A 17873-nucleotide genomic window follows, 5' to 3' on the forward strand; every position below is an offset into this window, starting at 1 on the left:
GCCCAGACATCTTGCCCCTGAGGGCCAGCCCCTCGAACCGCGAAGACCCTGGCCTTCGCCGTGCCTCTTTGCGCCGATCCCCATGGCGCTTGTGTTTTCTTTGTGTGTCCGTTTTTGACCCTGAGGTTGTCCATGCCCGCTCAAAAGTCCGCGAAGTCACCCAAGCCCGCCTCTGGCACCGCTGCAAAGGGCGCTTCGAAAGCCACAACCACCGTGAAAACTGCCGCCAAGGCGCCTGCGCAAGCTGCCACACCCAAGGCCGCCGCCGCACCCGAGGCTGCGACGAAAGTCAAAACCGTGCCATCACCAAAATCCTCTGCCGAGCTGGAAAAAGCCGCCGACGAACTGTTGAAGAAAAAGCCTGCACGCGCCGCCAAGGCTGCAACAGCCGACGCCGACGCCACTGCCGACACGCCCAAAAAGAAGCCCGGCCGCAAGCCCAAGGCCGCCGACGCCGAGGCGACCAGCGCCAAGGCACCTGCCAAGCGCGGCCGCAAGCCCAAGGCCAAGGAAGAGGGCCTGGATGATGACGCCGACCTGTCCGACATCGAGGCCGACCTCGAGGGCGAGCTCGAGCCTGAGCCAGCGGCCAGCGAGGCCGCCGCCCCGGCCGAAAAGGTCAAGCCCCTGCGCATGAAGATCAGCAAGGCCAAGGAACGCGCCTTGATGAAGGAGTTCGGCCTGGACGAGACGGTTTTGTCCGAAGAGGACATGGCCAAGCGCCGCGCGCAGCTGAAGAAGCTGATCACGCTGGGCAAGACGCGCGGCTATCTGACGCAGGTCGAGATCTCCGACCACCTGCCCGACAAGCTGGTGGACGCCGAAACCCTGGAAGTGGTCGTCTCCATGCTCAGCGACATGGGCGTGGCGGTGTACGAGCAGACGCCCGATGCCGAGACCCTGTTCCAGAACAACGTCACGCCCACGGCCACCACCGTGGAAGAAGCCGAGGAAGAGGCCGAGGCCGCGCTGTCCACCGTGGACAGCGAATTCGGCCGCACCACCGACCCGGTGCGCATGTACATGCGCGAGATGGGCACGGTGGAGCTGCTCACGCGCGAGGGCGAGATCGAGATCGCCAAGCGCATCGAGGGCGGCCTGATGGACATGATGGAGGCCATCAGCGCCTCGCCCGCCACGATCGCCGAGATCCTCAACATGGGCGAGGAAATCCGCGAGGGCAAGGTGGTCATCTCCACCGTGGTCGACGGCTTCTCCAACCCCGAGGAGGCCGACGACTATGTGGCCGAGGAGGACTTCGACGAATACGACGAAGAGGACGATGACGACGGCAAGGGCGGCTCCAAGGCCATGACGCGCCTGCTGGAGAAGCTCAAGACCGAGGCGCTGGAGCGCTTCGACGAGCTGCGCACCCTGTTCGAGAAGATGCACAAGATCTACGACAAGGAGGGCTACGGCAGCCCGGCGTACATGAAGGTGCAGCACGAGATCTCGGCCAAGCTGATGACCATCCGCTTCACGGCCAAGACCATCGAGAAGCTGTGCGACATGGTGCGCGCCCAGGTGGATGACGTGCGCAAGAAGGAGCGCGAGCTGCGCCGCATCATCGTGGACAAGTGCGGCATGCCGCAGGAAGTCTTCATCAAGGAATTCCCGCCCCACCTGCTCGACCGCACCTGGGTCGAGAAGCAGGCCGCCGCGGCCAAGCCCTGGAGCGCCGTAATGCAGCGCAACATCCCGCCCATCCAGGAACTGCAGCAGCACCTGATGGACCTGCAGTCGCGCGTGGTGGTGCCCCTGGCCGAGCTGAAGGCCATCAACAAGCGCATGAACCAGGGCGAGGCCAACTCGCGCGACGCCAAGAAGGAAATGATCGAGGCCAACCTGCGCCTGGTGATCTCGATTGCCAAAAAGTACACCAACCGCGGCCTGCAGTTCCTGGACCTGATCCAGGAGGGCAACATCGGCCTGATGAAGGCCGTGGACAAGTTCGAATACCGCCGCGGCTACAAGTTCTCGACCTACGCCACCTGGTGGATCCGCCAGGCCATCACGCGCTCCATCGCGGACCAGGCGCGCACCATCCGCATCCCGGTGCACATGATCGAGACCATCAATAAGATGAACCGCCTCTCGCGCCAGCATCTGCAGGAGTTCGGCTTCGAGCCCGATGCGAGCATCCTGGCCGAGAAGATGGAGATCCCCGAGGACAAGATCCGCAAGATCATGAAGATCGCCAAGGAGCCGATCTCGATGGAAACGCCCATCGGCGACGACGACGACAGCCACCTGGGCGACTTCATCGAGGACAGCAACAACACCGCACCCGTGGACGCCGCCATGCAGGCCGGCCTGCGCGATGTGGTCAAGGACATCCTGGACGGCCTGACACCGCGCGAGGCCAAGGTGCTGCGCATGCGCTTCGGCATCGAGATGACCTCCGACCACACACTGGAAGAAGTCGGCAAGCAGTTCGACGTGACGCGCGAGCGCATCCGCCAGATCGAGGCCAAGGCACTGCGCAAGCTCAAGCACCCCAGCCGCTCGGACAAGCTGCGCAGCTTCATCGACTCGCTGTAAGCCGCGCGCACTCGCGCACAGCCAACGCCCCCGCCCCACGGCCGGGGCGTTTTTTATTGCGCTTGCTGAATTCATGCAAAAACCAGCTTCAGCGCTTTTGCAGAAAGCGCAATAAGCTATTTTTTAAATAGCAAACATAAAGCCCTCTGCCGGGGGAAAATAGCTGTCCCGCCATCCGCCATGCTTGAAAGCGTCCCCGCCATGCCGCTGCACACCACTTCCCCCAACGACCGCCTGCACTTCGCCGTCATGGGCGCGGGTGCCGTGGGCTGCTACTTCGGCGCGCTGCTGGCGCGCGCCGGGCATGGCGTCACGCTCATCGGGCGCCAGGCGCATGTGGATGCCATTCGCGCCCACGGCCTGCGGCTGCAGACCGCCACGCAGGACAGCCACTTGCCACTGGCAGCGAGCACCGATGCCAGCGCGGTGCAGGGTGCCGACGTGGTGCTGCTGTGCGTGAAATCCACCGACACCGAGGCCGCGGCGCGGCAGATGCTGCCGCACCTGGCGCCAGGCGCGCTGGTGCTGACGCTGCAGAACGGCGTGGACAACGAAGAGCGCGTGCGCGCCGTGCTGGGCCCGGCGCAGCCCGTGGCGGCGGCCGTGGTGTATGTGGCCACGGCCATGGCGGGGACTGGCCATGTGCGGCATTTCGGGCGCGGCGAGCTGGTGCTGGCACCCTCGGCGCAAGCCGGGCGCCTGGTGCGCGAGCTGGCGCAGGCCGGCATTCCCACCGAGGTGTCGGACAACGTGCGCGGCGCGCTGTGGGCCAAGCTGGTCATCAACTGCGCCTACAACGCGCTGTCGGCCATGGTGCAGCGGCCCTATGGCTGGCTGGTGCAACAGGACGGTGCCACCGCGGTGATTGCCGACCTGGTAGCCGAATGCCTGGCCGTGGCGCAGGCGGACGGGGTGCGGCTGCCCGGCGACATCCACACCGCCGTGCGCGGCATTGCGGAAAGCATGCCGGGCCAGATCTCGTCCACCGCGCAGGACCTGGCGCGCGGCCACCCCACCGAGATCGCGCACCTGAACGGCTATGTGGTGCAGCGCGGCGCGGCCCTGGGCGTGGCCACGCCGGTGAACCGCGCGCTGCTGGTGCTGGTGCGCATGGCCGAGGCGGCCCGCCTGGCTACGCTTTAACCATAAAACCAATCAGGCCACGGCGCGGGCGGCGCGCAGCGCGTCCACCTGCTCCGCGGTATAGCCCAGGCCCGCCAGCAAATCCTGCGTATGCTGGCCCAGCCGCGGCGGATCCAGGCGCACGCCCATGCGCCGGCCGCCCAGGCGCAGCGGCATGAGCGTGGTGCGTGCCGTGTCGCCGGCGCACTCGCCGTCGGGCAGGGTGATGTCGGCCAGGCCGCCGGTGGCGTTGAGATGCGGGTCGTCAAACAGCTGCTCGGGCCGCAGGATGGGCGCGAACGGCAGGCCGTGGCGCTCGAAGATGGCGGCCAGCGCCTCGGCCGTGTGCGCGGCCAGGCGCCGGCGCAGCTCTGGGACAAGCGTGGCGCGCGCGCGCACGCGGTCGTTGTTGCTGGCGTATTGCGGCTCGGCCTTCAGGTCGGCGTAGCCCATGGCGTCGCAGAAGGTCTGCCACTGCGCATCGCTCACGGCGGCCAGGAAGATCTGCCCGCCGTCCTTCACGCTGAACACGTCGTACACCGCCCAGGACGAGATGCGCTCGGGCATGGGCGCGGCGGGCTGGCCCGTCACCGCGTACTGCATCATGTGCTGGCCGACCAGGAACACGTTGTTCTCGAACAGGGCCGAATCCACCTCCTGCCCGCGCCCGGTCTGCTGGCGCTGCATCAGCGCCGCCATGGCGCCGATGGCGCCGAACATGCCGCCCATGATGTCGTTCACGCTGGTGCCAGCGCGCAGCGGGTCGCCTGGGCGGCCCGTCATGTAGGCCAGTCCGCCCATCATCTGCACCACCTCGTCGAGCGCCGTACGGTGCTCGTAGGGACCGGGCAGAAAGCCCGTGTGGTTCACGTAGATCAGGCGCTCGTTCAGGCGCGAGAGGGCCGCGTAGTCCAGGCCGTACTTGGCCATCACGCCGGGCTTGAAGTTCTGCGCCACCACGTCGGCGGACAACGCCAGGCGGATCGCCACCTCCAGCCCCTCGGGGCTGCGCAGGTCGATGGCGATGCTCTTCTTGTTGCGGTTGAACATCGGGAAGAAGCCAGCACCCGCGCCCAGCAGGTGGCGCGTACGGTCGCCCTCCACGGGCTCGACCTTGATGACCTCGGCCCCCAGGTCGGCCAGCACCATGCCGCAGGTGGGGCCCATGACCATGTGGGTGAACTCCACCACGCGCAGGCCTTCGAGCGGCAGGCGGGCGGGAGCGGATGCATTGGTATTCATAGCGTACAAATAAGCAAGAAAAGTATCAGGCCGGCAATGCTGCCGAGGATGCCATGGCGTGGCCCAGCAGCCCGGCCTGCTGGTGCAACACCTGGCAGACTGTGCAGGGCAATATGCCAAATCGCAGGTTTTCTGACACTGGCGCAAGTCAGACATACGCCTTGAGCTACCAAACTTGTAGCAATTCCATTTCCGCGCTATATTGCTATCGTTTTTTCAACCTCGCCGCCCCGCCGCTTGCGGTGCGGCGTTCATCATCCACCCCAAGCGCAAGGAGAAGCGTTCATGAGCTCCAAGGAAAACGCCGCCGTCTTTCAGCTGTTCGAGAAACTCGAATGCCGCTACGCGCTGCGCGTGCTGTGGGCCCTGCGCGACGGCCATCCGCAGACCTTCCGCCTGCTGCAGGACAGCGTGGGCGGCATCACGCCCAACACCCTCAACACCCGCATCAAGGAACTGCGCGAGGCCGGCTTTCTGGACCACGGCAGCGACGGCTATGTCGTCACCCCCGTGGGGCAGGATCTGCTCAAGCGCCTGTCCGACGTGCAGGCCTTCGCCAACCGCTGGACTGCGGCGCGCGCAAAGAAGTAAACCACCTGCACGACCCCACCATCCCGCCCCGCGCGGGTTTTGGTGTTTTAAGGCTCCAACGCTTGCTGGACAAGCGCTGACAGCTCTTGTTTTTGAATCAACTCAAGGAATTACCATGGCATTTACCACCACCGCCTCCGGCCTGCAGTACGAAGACACCGTCGTCGGCACGGGCGCACAGGCCGCACGGGGCCAGTCGGTGCGCGTGCACTACACGGGCTGGCTCTACCAGGACGGGAAGCAGGGCGCCAAGTTCGACTCCAGCCGCGACCGCAACGACCCGTTCGAATTCCCCCTGGGCGCGGGCATGGTCATCAAGGGCTGGGACGAGGGCGTGCAGGGCATGCAGATCGGCGGCCAGCGCACGCTCATCATTCCGGCCGAGCTGGGCTATGGCGCACGCGGCGCGGGCGGCGTAATCCCGCCCAACGCCACGCTCAAGTTCGACGTGGAGCTGCTGGCCGTGGGCGGCTGATAGCGCCCTGCCCCGCCGAAGGCATCACACTGACAAAAAAGGAGCGTGGTTCACACGCTCCTTTTTTTGTGGAAAACGGTCACACCGGCAGGCCGACGAGGTCATGCCCCTGCGTGCCGACGATGCGCGCCTTGACGAAGTCGCCCACCTTGTAGGTCTTGCTGATCTTCTCGGGCGGCAGCAGGTGCACGAGGCCGTCGATCTCGGGCGCATCGGCCCAGCTGCGGCCCACGCCGCCCTTCTTGCCCAGGCCCAGGGACTTGTCCACCAGCACCTGCAGGGTCTGGCCCACGCGCCGCTGCAGCCGGGCGGTGGAGACCTCCTCGGCCACGGCCATGAAGCGCGCGCGGCGCTCCTCGCGCAGCTCCAGCGGCAGCATGCCCGGCAGGTCGTTGGCGGCGGCGCCCGCCACGTTGCTGTAGGCAAAGCAGCCGGCGCGGTCGATCTGCGCCTCGCGCAGGAACTGCAGCAGATGCGCGAACTCTTCCTCGGTCTCGCCCGGAAAGCCGGCGATGAAGGTGCTGCGGACCACCAGTTCGGGGCACATCTCGCGCCAGCGCTGGATGCGCTCCAGGTTTCTCTCACCGCTGGCCGGGCGCTTCATGCGCTTCAGGACATCGGGGTGGCTGTGCTGGAAGGGCACGTCCAGGTAGGGCAGCACCAGGCCCTGCTGCATCAGCGGGATGATGTCGTCCACGCTCGGGTAGGGGTAGACGTAGTGCAGGCGCACCCAGGCGCCGTAGGCCCTGGCGAGCTCGCCCAGGGCCTGCACCAGCTCCAGCAGGCGCGTGCGCACCGGCTTGCCGTCCCAGAAGCCCGTGCGGTACTTCACGTCCACGCCATAGGCCGAGGTGTCCTGGCTCACCACGAGCAGTTCCTTGACGCCCCCCTCGAACAAGGCCTTGGCCTCCTTGAGCACGTCGCCGATGGGGCGCGAGACGAGATCGCCGCGCATCGACGGGATGATGCAGAAGGTGCAGCGGTGGTTGCAGCCCTCGGAAATCTTCAGGTAGGCGTAATGGCGCGGCGTGAGCTTGATGCCCGCCTCGCCGAAGCCGCCGGGCACCAGGTCCAGGAAGGGGTCGTGCGGCTTGGGCAGGTGCTGGTGCACATGCTCCATCACCTCCTGCGCGGCATGCGGGCCGGTGACGGCCAGCACGTTGGGATGCACGCCCTTGACGAGATTGCCGCCGCCGTCATCCGCACGCGCGCCCAGGCAGCCGGTGACGATCACCTTGCCGTTATCGGCCAGCGCCTCGCCGATGGTGTCCAGGCTCTCGCGCACGGCATCGTCGATGAAACCGCAGGTGTTGACGATAACCAGATCCGCGCCCTGGAAGGTCTTGGAGGTTTCGTAGCCCTCGGCGGAGAGCTGCGTGAGGATGAGTTCGGAGTCCGTCAGGTTCTTCGGGCAACCCAGGCTGACGAAACCGATTTTTGGGGTTTTTGTGGGGGAGAGTGCTTGGCTCATCCCTGTATTGTCCCAGTTCGGCCGAAACCGACATTTTTATCAGCGTTTTTTGATGCCAAAGGCGCCCAGCATCTGTTCGGTCTGCTTTTGCATCTGCTCCTGCATCTGCTGATACATGCTTTGCGACTGCTCCATGTAGTTGCCCATCAGCCCCTTCATCATGGGCGACTGCAGGTTCATGAACTGCGACCACATCTCCGGCGTCAAGCCTGGCGTCTGCTCGGCCAGCTTGGCCTGCATCTCGGTGAACATCTGCACATTCTTTTCGAGATAGGCCCCCATGAAGCCCTGCATGGCATGGCCGTAGAAGCGGATGATGTTGGCCAGCGCCGCCTCGCTGAACATGGGCGCACCGCCGGCCTCCTCCTCCAGGATGATCTGCAGCAGGATGCTGCGCGTGAGGTCCTCGCCGCTCTTGGCATCGCGCACCGCTACGGACTCGCCCTTCATCACCAGCTGCTTGACCTCTGCCAAGGTGACGTAGGTCGAGGTGGAGGTGTCGTACAGACGGCGATTGGGGTACTTCTTGATCACGCGCTGCGTGGACTTGACTTCTGGCGCGGTGTTGTTGTCTGGCACTTGCGGCTCCTCGGGTCCCTTGCCCGTTTTGTATTGCAGTGCAGCAGATTCTAGGCAGGCCGCGCCAGCCCCACGGACAGGAATACCCTGATCGCACTATGGCGGTGGATGAGCGCCGGCATCAACATCTCTTGTCGGCGGCCTTGAATACCGAGCTGGCCGAAATCCGAAGGATGAATTTGCAACGAGCCCAAGAAAAAAGCACTTACGTTTTACCGTAAGTGCTTGATTTCATTGGTAGGCGCGATTGGACTCGAACCACTTTTGCAGGGGATTTCAGTCCGAGGCTGTCGGGTCTACAGAGTGAGCGCCCCGCCCCATTCCGACAGCAATCCCCGCCAAGTTCCCTGGAGAGTTCCCCGGAGCATCGCGTCCGACACCGCACTACTGCACCGCCCCACTGAGTTTGGGCCAGAAGCCTTCGTACACTGTTCACTGCAATATTCAACCGACGGGTGACACATGAATAGACAAATGGCAGATCCTCATATTGGAATGGTGTCTTTCCAAGATGCGTTGCGAAAGGGCAGCTTGAAGCTTGGCCCGGTCGCGGGGCACGCCGACCTTTTCAGCCATTTCGATATGCCTGCACCTGGTGAAGGCCGACTAACCTTCGTCAGGTTGGCAGACGATCGCCGCACCGTGAGGGCATTTTTATCCTGCCTCTGGAATGGCGAAGTCGAGGGCTGCCCATGCATGGCCGTTGGGTACGCGGTACCTATGGATCTACGCAACCAGGGCCTCGCCAAGAGAATCTTGCAGGACGTTATCAGTGAGCAAGCAGCTCAGGCTGGGAAGCGCGGACTCTCTGCGATCTACGTCGAGGCCGTTATCGACGCGGGCAATATCCCGTCTCAACGCGTTGCCGAGGCAGTCTTAAAAGTGGAGCGAGAAAGTCTTACCGATGAGGCTTCCGGTCGTCCAGCGTATCGCTATACGAAGCGGGTTGATTGCCAACCTACAGAACCAGCAGAGCGAGGAAGTTGAGGCTCTGGCCCGGCCGCTGGGCGAGGCACGCGCTACGGCATCCCTTGGTGGTGTAGTCGCCCCCCGGCGCAAGGGGGCGCCAGACTTGATTGGCGTGAGCCGCCCCACAGAAGACTACGCTTATCGCGCCACGGGGTAGACCGTGTGATTCGGATCGTGCCAGAGGAACCGAAGAACGCGACCTTCGCGCACCCCGAATAGCCGGATGGTGTTAGTCAGCCTGAGCGAGAACACCTCGTCGACGTCGTCGGCCATCAACTCTGCAAGCCTCCGCTGAGCTTCTTTGCTGCACTTGCTGATCGGGATGTTGTGGTGCTTGTTTCCACTCCGCCTATCGCCGGTATCTTTGGCAATGTCAGCCCAAGTCATCGACTCGAAGCTGCACAGCTTATCGTGCACAAGTGCATGGAAGTCATCGACTGATAGCTTGTCCCAACCCCACTCAGCATGATCGCGGTCTCGGCGATGGAACTGCCAAGCAGGCGTCTGCTTGTCGAATGACTCCGGGTTTGCGCCGTAGTTGACGCGCTTTTGGTCACTACCACCAGCACCCTTGACGGATTTGCCAGAACTTGGGGCGCCCCCGAATAAGACTTTCTTACCGCCGTTTTTTGCCATTAGAGTGCACTGTAGTACTCAGACATGGACTCGAGTGAGATCACGTTGTTGCAGCGATCACCATCTGCAACCCCACTACGAGCACGACGCCAAGGGGCTTCCATATGAGTCAGATCACTGAGCCATTGCGAGGACTTGTCCCCGTAAGCTTCGAGTACCCGTTGAACCGAATCTTTCTCATCCGCGCTCAGCGCATCCGCGTCGCCTTTGAACGTATCTGAATCTACGATGAATTCGCCTCGATGCTGGAGGTAAAGCGAGGGAACAACTGGTCCATGTGCCCATGCTTCAATCCGCTCGGGGAACAGCTGCGCATCCGACCACACGGCATGCCATGCCTGTGAGTAATAGACGAGTTTTTGCAGTTTCATGGCCGAGGTCGGGCCAGTCTGCTGGAGGATGTAGCTAGCGACGTCAGAAGCGGTTGCCATGGTGATCTCCGATAGTGCAGTCGACTTCGGGTAGAAGACTAGTGGGCAAAATGGGAAGGACTGGTTGCACAACCAGTTCTTCCAGTTCTTGTAGTGTATCCAATTTGATTCACAACTTGATCCTGCCCTTCCCTCAGTCACCCACCGCAAACCTCCCCTGCTCCACCGCACCCCGTCGCTTAGCCGGCAGGTACACCCCTTCCTGCGCCTCACGAATCCGCTTCTGCCGCGCGGCCACGCTCTGCGCCAGCTGCATCGGCAGAATGCGCCGGCTCGGGTTCTTCTCGTTGAACCTGGCCACCGCCTCCCGCGCCTCGGCCTTGCCCTCCTCGTCCCCAGCCATGGCCGCCATGGCGAACTGCTCCACCAGGGCGCTGCGTCGCGCCATGAGCGCCCGGTCGTGCCCCACGATTGCGGCCTTGCCCTCGTAGGCATTGCGCACGCTCGAAGGCGAGAACCCGGCCGCCTGGCCCCACAGCGCCGCGGCATCCACCTCGTCCTGCACCACGATGCCGGTCTTGTCCTTCACCCCCTCGGTGCCGTAGCGCCAGGCCTTGAGCGGCCCGCGCAGCACGCTGGGCGCCATGGCCTCCAGCCCGCGCGCATAGCGCCCCTCGCTCATCTCCTGCACGCCCTTGAGCACGTTGATAGCGATGGCGGCCACCGGGCCCAGGGCCGCTGTCATGGCGGATTCGCCCAGGCGCTGCCCCTCCAGCCCTTCCTGCACGTCCGGGAAGATCAGCTTGTCCAGGGCCACGCGCCCCGAGACGTCCCAGGGCGTGAGGCGCGACAGGCCGTGGGCCAGCACCTCGCCGGCCTTCTGGCCGAAGGTGTCGGCCAGCAGGTTGCGCAGGGCCACCTCGGCGTCCCAGGGCTCGTCGTCGTCTCCGCCCAGCATCGAGGCGGCAGCCAGCAGCGTGGTGACCATGGGCAGGCCCAGCACGCCGGCCGCCATGGCGTGGGTCGTGAGCAGGCCGGCCAGCGCCTTGCGGGCCTCGGCGCGCGCCTCGGGCGTGGCGCCCTTGAGGGATTGTTGGGCGTTGCGCGCCAGGGTGTAGACCATGTTCTGGCTGTACTGCTTGAACAGCAGCACCACCCGGGCCACATTGCCCTGCATTACGCGCGGGCGGTTGTTGGCCGAGTAATCGAAATGCCCGTCGTAGGTGGCCTGCACGGCCTGCTGGTAGGCCTGCTTTTGCTCGGCGCCCGCCTCGCGCGCCAGCCGGTAGGCGGCGACGAAGGTGACCTGGCGGTTGAACTTCTCGGCGTGGTGGAACAGAAAGCTGGCCGCGCGCATCACCGGCTGCAGCTTGTAGGAGACGTTGCGGTCCTCGCCCTGTGCGATGCCGGCCAGGTCGTGGGCCATGGTCACGTCGATGACGCCCGAGCGCACGGCCTCGTCGTAGGCGGCCTTCTCGTCCTGGCTCAGGCTGGCGGTGATGTCGTTCCTGCCACGCGCCGCCTCCTGGCTGGCCTTGAGTAGCGCGGCGCTGGACTTGGCGAAGCCCCAGCGCGCGCCCATGATCGGGTAGGCCACCAGGGCGGTCTGGGTCAGGTTGACCATGGCCGAGGCCGGCGACAGGCCCAGGTGGAACATGAAGCCCAGACTGGTGAAGAAGGTAGATAACCCGCTCGTCTTGGGGTTCATGGCCGCGTCGTGGCGCTTGACCATCTCGCCCACCACCTGCTGCGCCTTCACCGAGTCGAAGTCGGCACTGGTACTGCCGGCGTCCACGCGGCGCTGCATCTCGGCGAGTTCGTCCTGCAGCTGGTCGCCGTAGCGCAGCTTGGCCAGGTAGCTGGCGCCGTGGAACACGTTCTGCGCAAACGCCCGGCGCGCGTCCTGGCTGAAGCCCGGCGTGCCCTTGCGGTGGATTCCATGCTTGGCCCACGAGAGGTCCGGTAGCGACGACAGGTAGAGCTGGCCCAGGGCGTCCTCCAGCTCGGCACGCTGCTTGGCATCCATGCCCTGCTTGTCCAGCACGCCGTAGAGCTGTTCCATGAAGCCGCGGCCCACGCTGTCGCGCTCGGCCACGAAGTCCTTGGCCTTGAGCACCTTGCCCACCGTGAAACCCTTGGCCTGCGGGAAGGCGGCCAGCAGCTGGCGGCGCATCTCATCGGCCTCGCCCATGCCTTCGGCGCGGCTCACGTTGGCCACCTTGCCCTCGGCGTCCTTGACCACCACCACGTACTGGCCGAAGCGCGCCAGGGGGAAATACACGCCCTTGATGTGGCCGAAGAACTCATCGTCCATGCGCTTGAGCAGGGCCGCGCGGCGCTCGCTGCTCATCTCGGCGCGCTCAATGCGCTCCTTGATGGCGGCGCGCACGTCGCGCATGTGCTGGCGGTAGGTGTCGCGCGCCCGGGCATAGACCTCCTTGGCAGCGGGCGTGAGCGCCTGGTGCTTTGCGCGCAGCCGCGTCCAGTCGGTCTTGTTGTCGCCGTCCACGAAGTCCTTGGCTGGGTCGATCTGCGCCAGGGTGGCGTCGTGCATCAGCTCGGCCAGTTGGCGCTCGTCGGTCAGCTTGGCCCAGTCCTTGGCCAGCTGGTCTGCGCCGGCGCCCGCCTCGTTCTTGTCCGCATCCATGCGCGCCATCAGGTCGCTGTAGCGGCGCAGCTCGGGCAGCATGCCGCCGTACACGTCGACCAGCTGGCGGCGCCCCAGGAACTGCAGGCCGATTCCGCGGTAGTCGGCGGCCTTGAAGCCGGCCTGCTGCTTAAGGTGGGTGACGGTCAGGCCCTGCAGGACCTCCCCCACGCGCTGCGCGGCGGTGGCGCTGCTCCGCGTGCGAAAGCGTGTCACGTCGCCCGGGCTCCGCGGCTCCAGCGGCGCACGGCCGGCGTTGTCGATCGCACGCAGCACGAAGCGCTCGGCCTCGCTGTAGGTCATCTTGCGGATGCGCTCCGCCAGGCCCTGCATGCCCATGCGCTCGGCCACGCTGGCCAGCCAGTTGGCCAGGGTGCGCACGCGCAGGCCCAAACGGGTGCCGGCCTGCTTCTGGGCGCGCAGTTCCTCGGCCACCACGGCCAGGCCTTCCTCAATGGCCAGCGCCTCATATTGCGCCGTCAGTTCGCTGCCAGTGTGCCCCTGGTCGCGCAGGGCCTGCAGCTGCTGGGGTGCATCGGGCGCCTCCTTCTTCCACTGGTTGGCGTATTCCTGCACACGGCTGTCCCGCTTTGCCAAGTCCAGCATGGACTGCACATAATCAGGGGCCGGCAACACATTGCGCACCCCCAGGTGGAACATCTCATGGAAAACCGTCTCGATGACAGCGTCTGCACTCCCGTGAGCGGAGGCCACAACGACGATGCGACCCTCGCCTGGTATCGCCGCCCCCATTACGCCATCCGGCGCACTGACCCCAAGCTCCTCGCTCCGGCTCACGACGTCGACTGGTGGCGGGTTGCGCAGCCCCGCAAGGGCCTGCTGCACCGCCTGCTGGGCGTCTTGAAGCGATAGGCCGCTCGCGGGCGGCGCTTCATCGCTGGTGTTGTAGAGCACCACAGCCCCGCCCTCTCCCTCCCGCGTCTCCGCCGTCTGGAAGAACGCATCGAACGCCGCCCGGATCTGCGGCAGCTCACCAGCCGTAGGGTACGGGTAGGCGCCTTCCAGCGCGAACACCACATCCCCCACCACGTTGGCCAGGTAGTCATTGCCGGCGTTCTGGTCCTGCAGCTTGGAGATCACGTAGCTCTCGAAGGCCCGGGCCGACATCTCCGGCTTGGTGGTCCAGTAGGCCGTGGTGCGCCGGTCGTCCAGCTTTCGGCTGCGCTCCTGCATGCGGGTGAGGTTGATCGCCCGGTTCACCTCCCGGAAGGCAGCACGCATTTCCTCGCGCACGCCCTGGCCGCCCTGCTCCCGCTCGGTCATGTAGGAGCCGCCGTCGCCGCGCTGGTGCGAGAAATAGTTGTCCAGGCTGTGCCACCACTCGTGCGCCAGGCTGCCGGCGCCCTCCCGCTTGGTCAGGTTGATGACCACGTTGCCGCGCTCGTAGTGGGCGGCTGCAGCGTCAGTGCCACCGGTTCCGCGTGCACCGAAGGCCAGTCCCAGGCGCCCGCCCAGCGACAGCGCCCGGGGTGGAAGGCCCAGCACGCCAGCCAGGTCCATCAGGGCATCGAAGGCGCGGTTCAGATCCTGCTGACGGCGCGCGCCCTCCACGTAGTTGCCGAACTGCACGCCCCGGAAGCCGAAAGCCTCCTGGAACTGCTCGGGGGTCACGTCGGCGCCCTTGCGGTAGTCCTCACCGATGCGCGGCGCGTTCTGCGTGTTGCGCACGGGCGGCACGGCTTTGTACTTGGCCAGCAGGTCTTCCAACTCGCCCTGGTGGTCGGCCTTGTACTGGCGTGCGGCCTTCAGGTCGGCGAAGCCCGCCTTCAGCTCGGCGACATTGCGACCGATTTTCTTGCCGATGAAGAACTCACGGGCGCCCCCGGCGCGCTTACTGTAGATCTCGAAGGTCGCCCCCTTGGTGGGCGCCTGCTCCTCGGCCAGCAGTTCGGCCGCGCGCTGCTTGAAGGCCGCGATGGCCTGCTCGCGCGTGTCGCCCTTGGCAAGTTCGCGCGGCCAGCTCCCGAATGCGCTGCCCTTGGCCTCGCGTTCCACGGTCCAGATGGTGCGTGGCGGGTCGTAGTTCACGCCCTCGTACATCGAATAGCGGCCGGCAGACAGGTCGATCCCCTTGAGGGAACGCTCATGCCCCACGGCCTCATACAGCGCCGCCTTGTCCGCCACGCTGCGGATCTTGGCGCGCTCCATGTCGCGGGCAGCGGCCTGCGCGTCACTGCGCCCGGCCAAGATGTCCTCGGCGAATCCACGCAGCGCCTCGACATTGGCGGACCAGCCCTTGAGCTTCCAGTCCTTTTGCGGTTTGGTCGGAACGGCGTCGCGCATGGCGCGCACCATGGCCACCGCCTGCTGCGTCGCGCCGCCCTCCAGCAGCTTGGCGTAGTCCGGCTCGGGCCAGGTCTTGGACAACGGGTGCACCTTGGTGTCCAGCTCCTTGGCCTGGGCCATGCCGTCGGCGTAAGCCTCGGCATAGAGCATCTTGCGCGCACCTTGCAGGGTCTCGCCGAAGTCCTCGATCCTGGTGCTGGGTCGTGGTGCGGCAGCGCGGGCGTCGCGCGGGGCTTTAGCGGCGAAATTCGCTACGGTTTCTGTAGCCTCCTGCGCTTGCGGTGCTTTAGCTGGAGCGCCATTTTGTTCTGCCCCATGGCGTGGGCGCGGTGCTGGTGGGCGATCCTGCCGCTGCGCGCCACTCGATTGTTGAGCAGATACTGCTACAGCGCTTTGTGCATCAGCGGTTTCAGCTACCAATTCTGGAGCGCTGATGGTGCTGGTCGACGTGGTGCTGCGCGCGCCGCCACTGCTCATCGTGCTCGGGAACTCCGCCATCTGGGCGAGAACCTTCCGGATCGACGCCTGCAAGCGGATCACCTTCACGGGCTCGCCGTTGGCGCGCTTGGCCAGCCACTGGTGATGGCCGTCCACCACGTAGCCGTCAGCCGACACCAGGATGGAGCGATCGCCACCCTGGAAGGCGCGGGCCTTCTCCACCTTGGCCGGCGAGAACTCCGCCTGCGTCGGCTTGAGATCGTTCGCGGGCACCTCGGCGGCGCGACTCGTGATGCCCCGCGCGTTGAGGAAATTCACCAGGGCGCCGCGGTGCTCGGCACGGATCTGCGGCATCTCGGCGCGCGGCACGCCCAGGGTGCCCGTCTCCGGCGCGAAGGCACTCCACTGCGCATCGATCTGCCCGGCGGCGAGGTCGGCGCCGTCCTGCGCCACACCAGCGCGCGGCGCATCCGCCGCGTCGATCTCGGCCACCACCTGCGCCAGCCGCATGCCCTGGGTGTCCAGACCCATGGCGCGCGCCACGCGGTTGGCCTGCATGGCGTTCGTGCGCCAGTTGGGGGCGCGCTGCGCTCCTGCTTCGATAGCCGTTTGCACCTGCCCCTGCTGCGCTGGCGGCATGCTCTGGCGCCGCTCTTGAAGCACGAAGCCAAGGGACCCGTCACCGCCAGCTGCTGCCACCTCATGCGTGCCGGCCAGTTGCTGGCGCTGCAGTTCAGCCTGCGCGGCGGCGCGCGTGGCGAAGGGTGCGCCGCCAGGTGCGGCCACCATGCCCGGCACGGTCTGGGCGGCTGGAGCCGGGAGTTGCGATACCACGTCGTAGCCGCGGCCACTGGCGTGCGGCACCACCGCCGCCGCAATGCCAGCCTCGTGCGCCTGGTTGCGCAGCGCATGCGCCATGTCCAGGCGCAGCGGCTCGCCAGCGCGGTTGATGGGCGCTGATGCTTCGGCGTTCACCGGCTGGCCAGCGGTCGCGCTCGCGGTCAGGCCCAGCGGCGTGCCGACGGCACGGTCATCCACCACACGGCCCTGCACGTCGATGACATTGCTCTGATCGCTCACGCCCTGCCCGGTGCGGCGCACCTGCAGGCCACGGCCCGTGGCGCCCAGGAACTGCGCCTCCTGCACCTGCTGCGCAGCCACGGAATCAACTGCGGTGGCCGCGGCCTTGGACAGTGGGCCAGCGGCCGGATCAAGGCCCATGCGCACAGACGGCGGGCTGGTATCGGGCAAAACCGGCTCCGCGCCGATTTGGGTGGCGGCTCGCTCCCATTCGGTGTACGGATCCACCTGCGGCTCCACGGCCGCCCGGACAGCGCGCGGCGTGTCGCCCACGTTGCCCTCGCGGTCGGCGTAGAGCGTCTGCCGGTCAGGCTCTGCAGGTCGCGCCGCCTGCCGATCCCAGGCCGTGTAAGGATCAGGCTCGGGCTGCGGCCGGTCGCTCACCAAATCCTCGAACGTGGCAGGCTCGCCCCGATCGATGGGGCTGATCGGGTTTCCGGCCAGATTCTGCGCCTGCGCTTCTGCGGCCTGGATCTCGGCGTCTGCCGCCGCTGCGTCTGTCTTGGCCTGGTCGTCTGCTGCCGCGGCCTCCGCCGCCTGGCGGGCCTGGGCATCCGCGCGCTCCTGCGCTCGGCGTCGCGCGCCATCGACCGCCCCCGCCGCGCCACCCATCACCCCGCCACCAATGCCGCCCATGGCCGCCGACAGCGCGGTGTCTTCCAGGTTCTCGCCCGTGGTGGGGTCCTTGAACGCCCCCCACTGCTCGATGACGTTCTGCGCCCCTTCGGTCGCACCTTCCTTGAGCACGCCCTTGCCGGCTTCCTTGAGGACGGTCCCCGCAGCACCGCCGGGAACGCCCTTGAGCACGTTGAGCGCCTTGCCCATGCCCACGCGCTCCAGCGCCGCTGCCGGCACGGTCGCCAGCAGCGCGCGAGCCTTGTCCTCCTGGCCAGCCTCCTGCTGCTCCTGGCGGATACCGCCGTATGTCTGGGTGACGATCGGCAACGCGGCTCCGATGGCGCTGCCTACCGCCGCGCCAGCTGGGCCTGCGAATGCACCCAGCTTCGCGCCGGCCGCGCCGCCCGCGACCGCCGCCGCGATCTGCGGGGCGAACTGGCCCACCGACTCCTTCACCGCGAGCCACGGGCTGTCCACCAGGTCGCGCAGACTGCGGATGCCGGCGGGGTTGCGGTCGATGATGCCCTGGCCGGCGTCGTGCACGGCGCGCGTGACGGCGTTCGGGCCCACCACGTCCTCGGCCGCCGTGGCCGCCGTGGTGAGCATCTGGCCGCCGGTTCGCTTGATGGTGGGAATGAAACCAGGCTTGGCAGGAGCAGGCGGACCGAAAGCCTCTTCGAAGCTGAAGCTACCACCTGGCTTAGTGCCAGAGGAATCTGGAGAGAGGCCGAAGGCCTCTTCGTAGGAGAAAGACTCGTTTGCCATCCTCCCACTGTTCACGCGCGC

The 17873-nt window shown here is 66.2% G+C and carries 11 protein-coding genes; 5 read left to right on the forward strand and 6 right to left on the reverse strand.

Going from position 1 to position 17873, the window contains the following annotated elements; all coding sequences use genetic code 11:
• Positions 1-132 precede the first annotated feature (132 nt).
• Complete coding sequence (gene rpoD / locus P7644_RS13495) at positions 133-2541, forward strand: RNA polymerase sigma factor RpoD (protein ID WP_404299779.1); 2409 nt, start codon at positions 133-135, stop codon at positions 2539-2541.
• Between the two features lie 201 nt (positions 2542-2742).
• Positions 2743-3684 (forward strand): ketopantoate reductase family protein, encoded by a 942-nt coding sequence (locus P7644_RS13500; protein ID WP_404303205.1) that lies wholly within the window; start codon positions 2743-2745, stop codon positions 3682-3684.
• A gap of 12 nt (positions 3685-3696) precedes the next feature.
• On the opposite strand, the gene P7644_RS13505 is transcribed toward P7644_RS13500, so the two are convergent.
• Positions 3697-4905 (reverse strand): CaiB/BaiF CoA transferase family protein, encoded by a 1209-nt coding sequence (locus tag P7644_RS13505; RefSeq protein ID WP_404299780.1) that lies wholly within the window; start codon positions 4903-4905, stop codon positions 3697-3699.
• Between the two features lie 285 nt (positions 4906-5190).
• On the opposite strand from P7644_RS13505, the gene P7644_RS13510 reads away from it, so the two are divergent.
• On the forward strand, positions 5191-5496 hold the full coding sequence (locus tag P7644_RS13510; protein ID WP_404299781.1) for a winged helix-turn-helix transcriptional regulator: 306 nt from the start codon (positions 5191-5193) through the stop codon (positions 5494-5496).
• Positions 5497-5611: 115 nt separating this feature from the next.
• A complete protein-coding gene (locus tag P7644_RS13515; RefSeq protein ID WP_404299782.1) occupies positions 5612-5971 on the forward strand; it encodes an FKBP-type peptidyl-prolyl cis-trans isomerase in 360 nt (119 codons plus the stop codon).
• A gap of 79 nt (positions 5972-6050) precedes the next feature.
• Here the strand turns inward: P7644_RS13515 and rimO are convergent, their stop codons facing one another.
• Together rimO and phaR are read right to left on the reverse strand one after the other, a co-directional pair.
• Positions 6051-7442 carry a 30S ribosomal protein S12 methylthiotransferase RimO gene (gene rimO / locus P7644_RS13520; RefSeq protein ID WP_404299783.1) on the reverse strand — a complete coding sequence of 464 codons (1392 nt, stop codon included), beginning with the start codon at positions 7440-7442 and terminating at the stop codon, positions 6051-6053.
• Positions 7443-7481: 39 nt separating this feature from the next.
• Entirely contained in the window at positions 7482-8021 is a 540-nt protein-coding gene (gene phaR / locus P7644_RS13525) for a polyhydroxyalkanoate synthesis repressor PhaR (RefSeq protein WP_404299784.1), read from the reverse strand.
• A gap of 474 nt (positions 8022-8495) precedes the next feature.
• Here phaR and P7644_RS13530 point away from each other — a divergent pair, with 474 nt between their 5' ends.
• Complete coding sequence (locus P7644_RS13530) at positions 8496-9008, forward strand: GNAT family N-acetyltransferase (protein ID WP_404299785.1); 513 nt, start codon at positions 8496-8498, stop codon at positions 9006-9008.
• 120 nt (positions 9009-9128) lie between these two features.
• Here P7644_RS13530 and P7644_RS13535 read toward each other — a convergent pair whose 3' ends face one another.
• The 3 genes from P7644_RS13535 to P7644_RS13545 form a co-directional block, all read right to left on the reverse strand.
• Positions 9129-9626 (reverse strand): hypothetical protein, encoded by a 498-nt coding sequence (locus tag P7644_RS13535; protein WP_404299786.1) that lies wholly within the window; start codon positions 9624-9626, stop codon positions 9129-9131.
• Positions 9626-10057, reverse strand: a complete 432-nt coding sequence (locus tag P7644_RS13540; RefSeq protein WP_404299787.1) for a Panacea domain-containing protein — start codon at positions 10055-10057, stop codon at positions 9626-9628. Before P7644_RS13540 ends, P7644_RS13535 begins: the two co-directional genes overlap by 1 nt.
• Before the next feature lie 133 nt (positions 10058-10190).
• Positions 10191-17852, reverse strand: a complete 7662-nt coding sequence (locus tag P7644_RS13545; protein WP_404299788.1) for a PLxRFG domain-containing protein — start codon at positions 17850-17852, stop codon at positions 10191-10193.
• Positions 17853-17873 lie beyond the last annotated feature (21 nt).

It is taken from the genome of Alicycliphilus denitrificans (assembly GCF_044792555.1).
GTDB classification, from domain to species: Bacteria; Pseudomonadota; Gammaproteobacteria; order Burkholderiales; family Burkholderiaceae_C; genus Alicycliphilus; species Alicycliphilus denitrificans_A.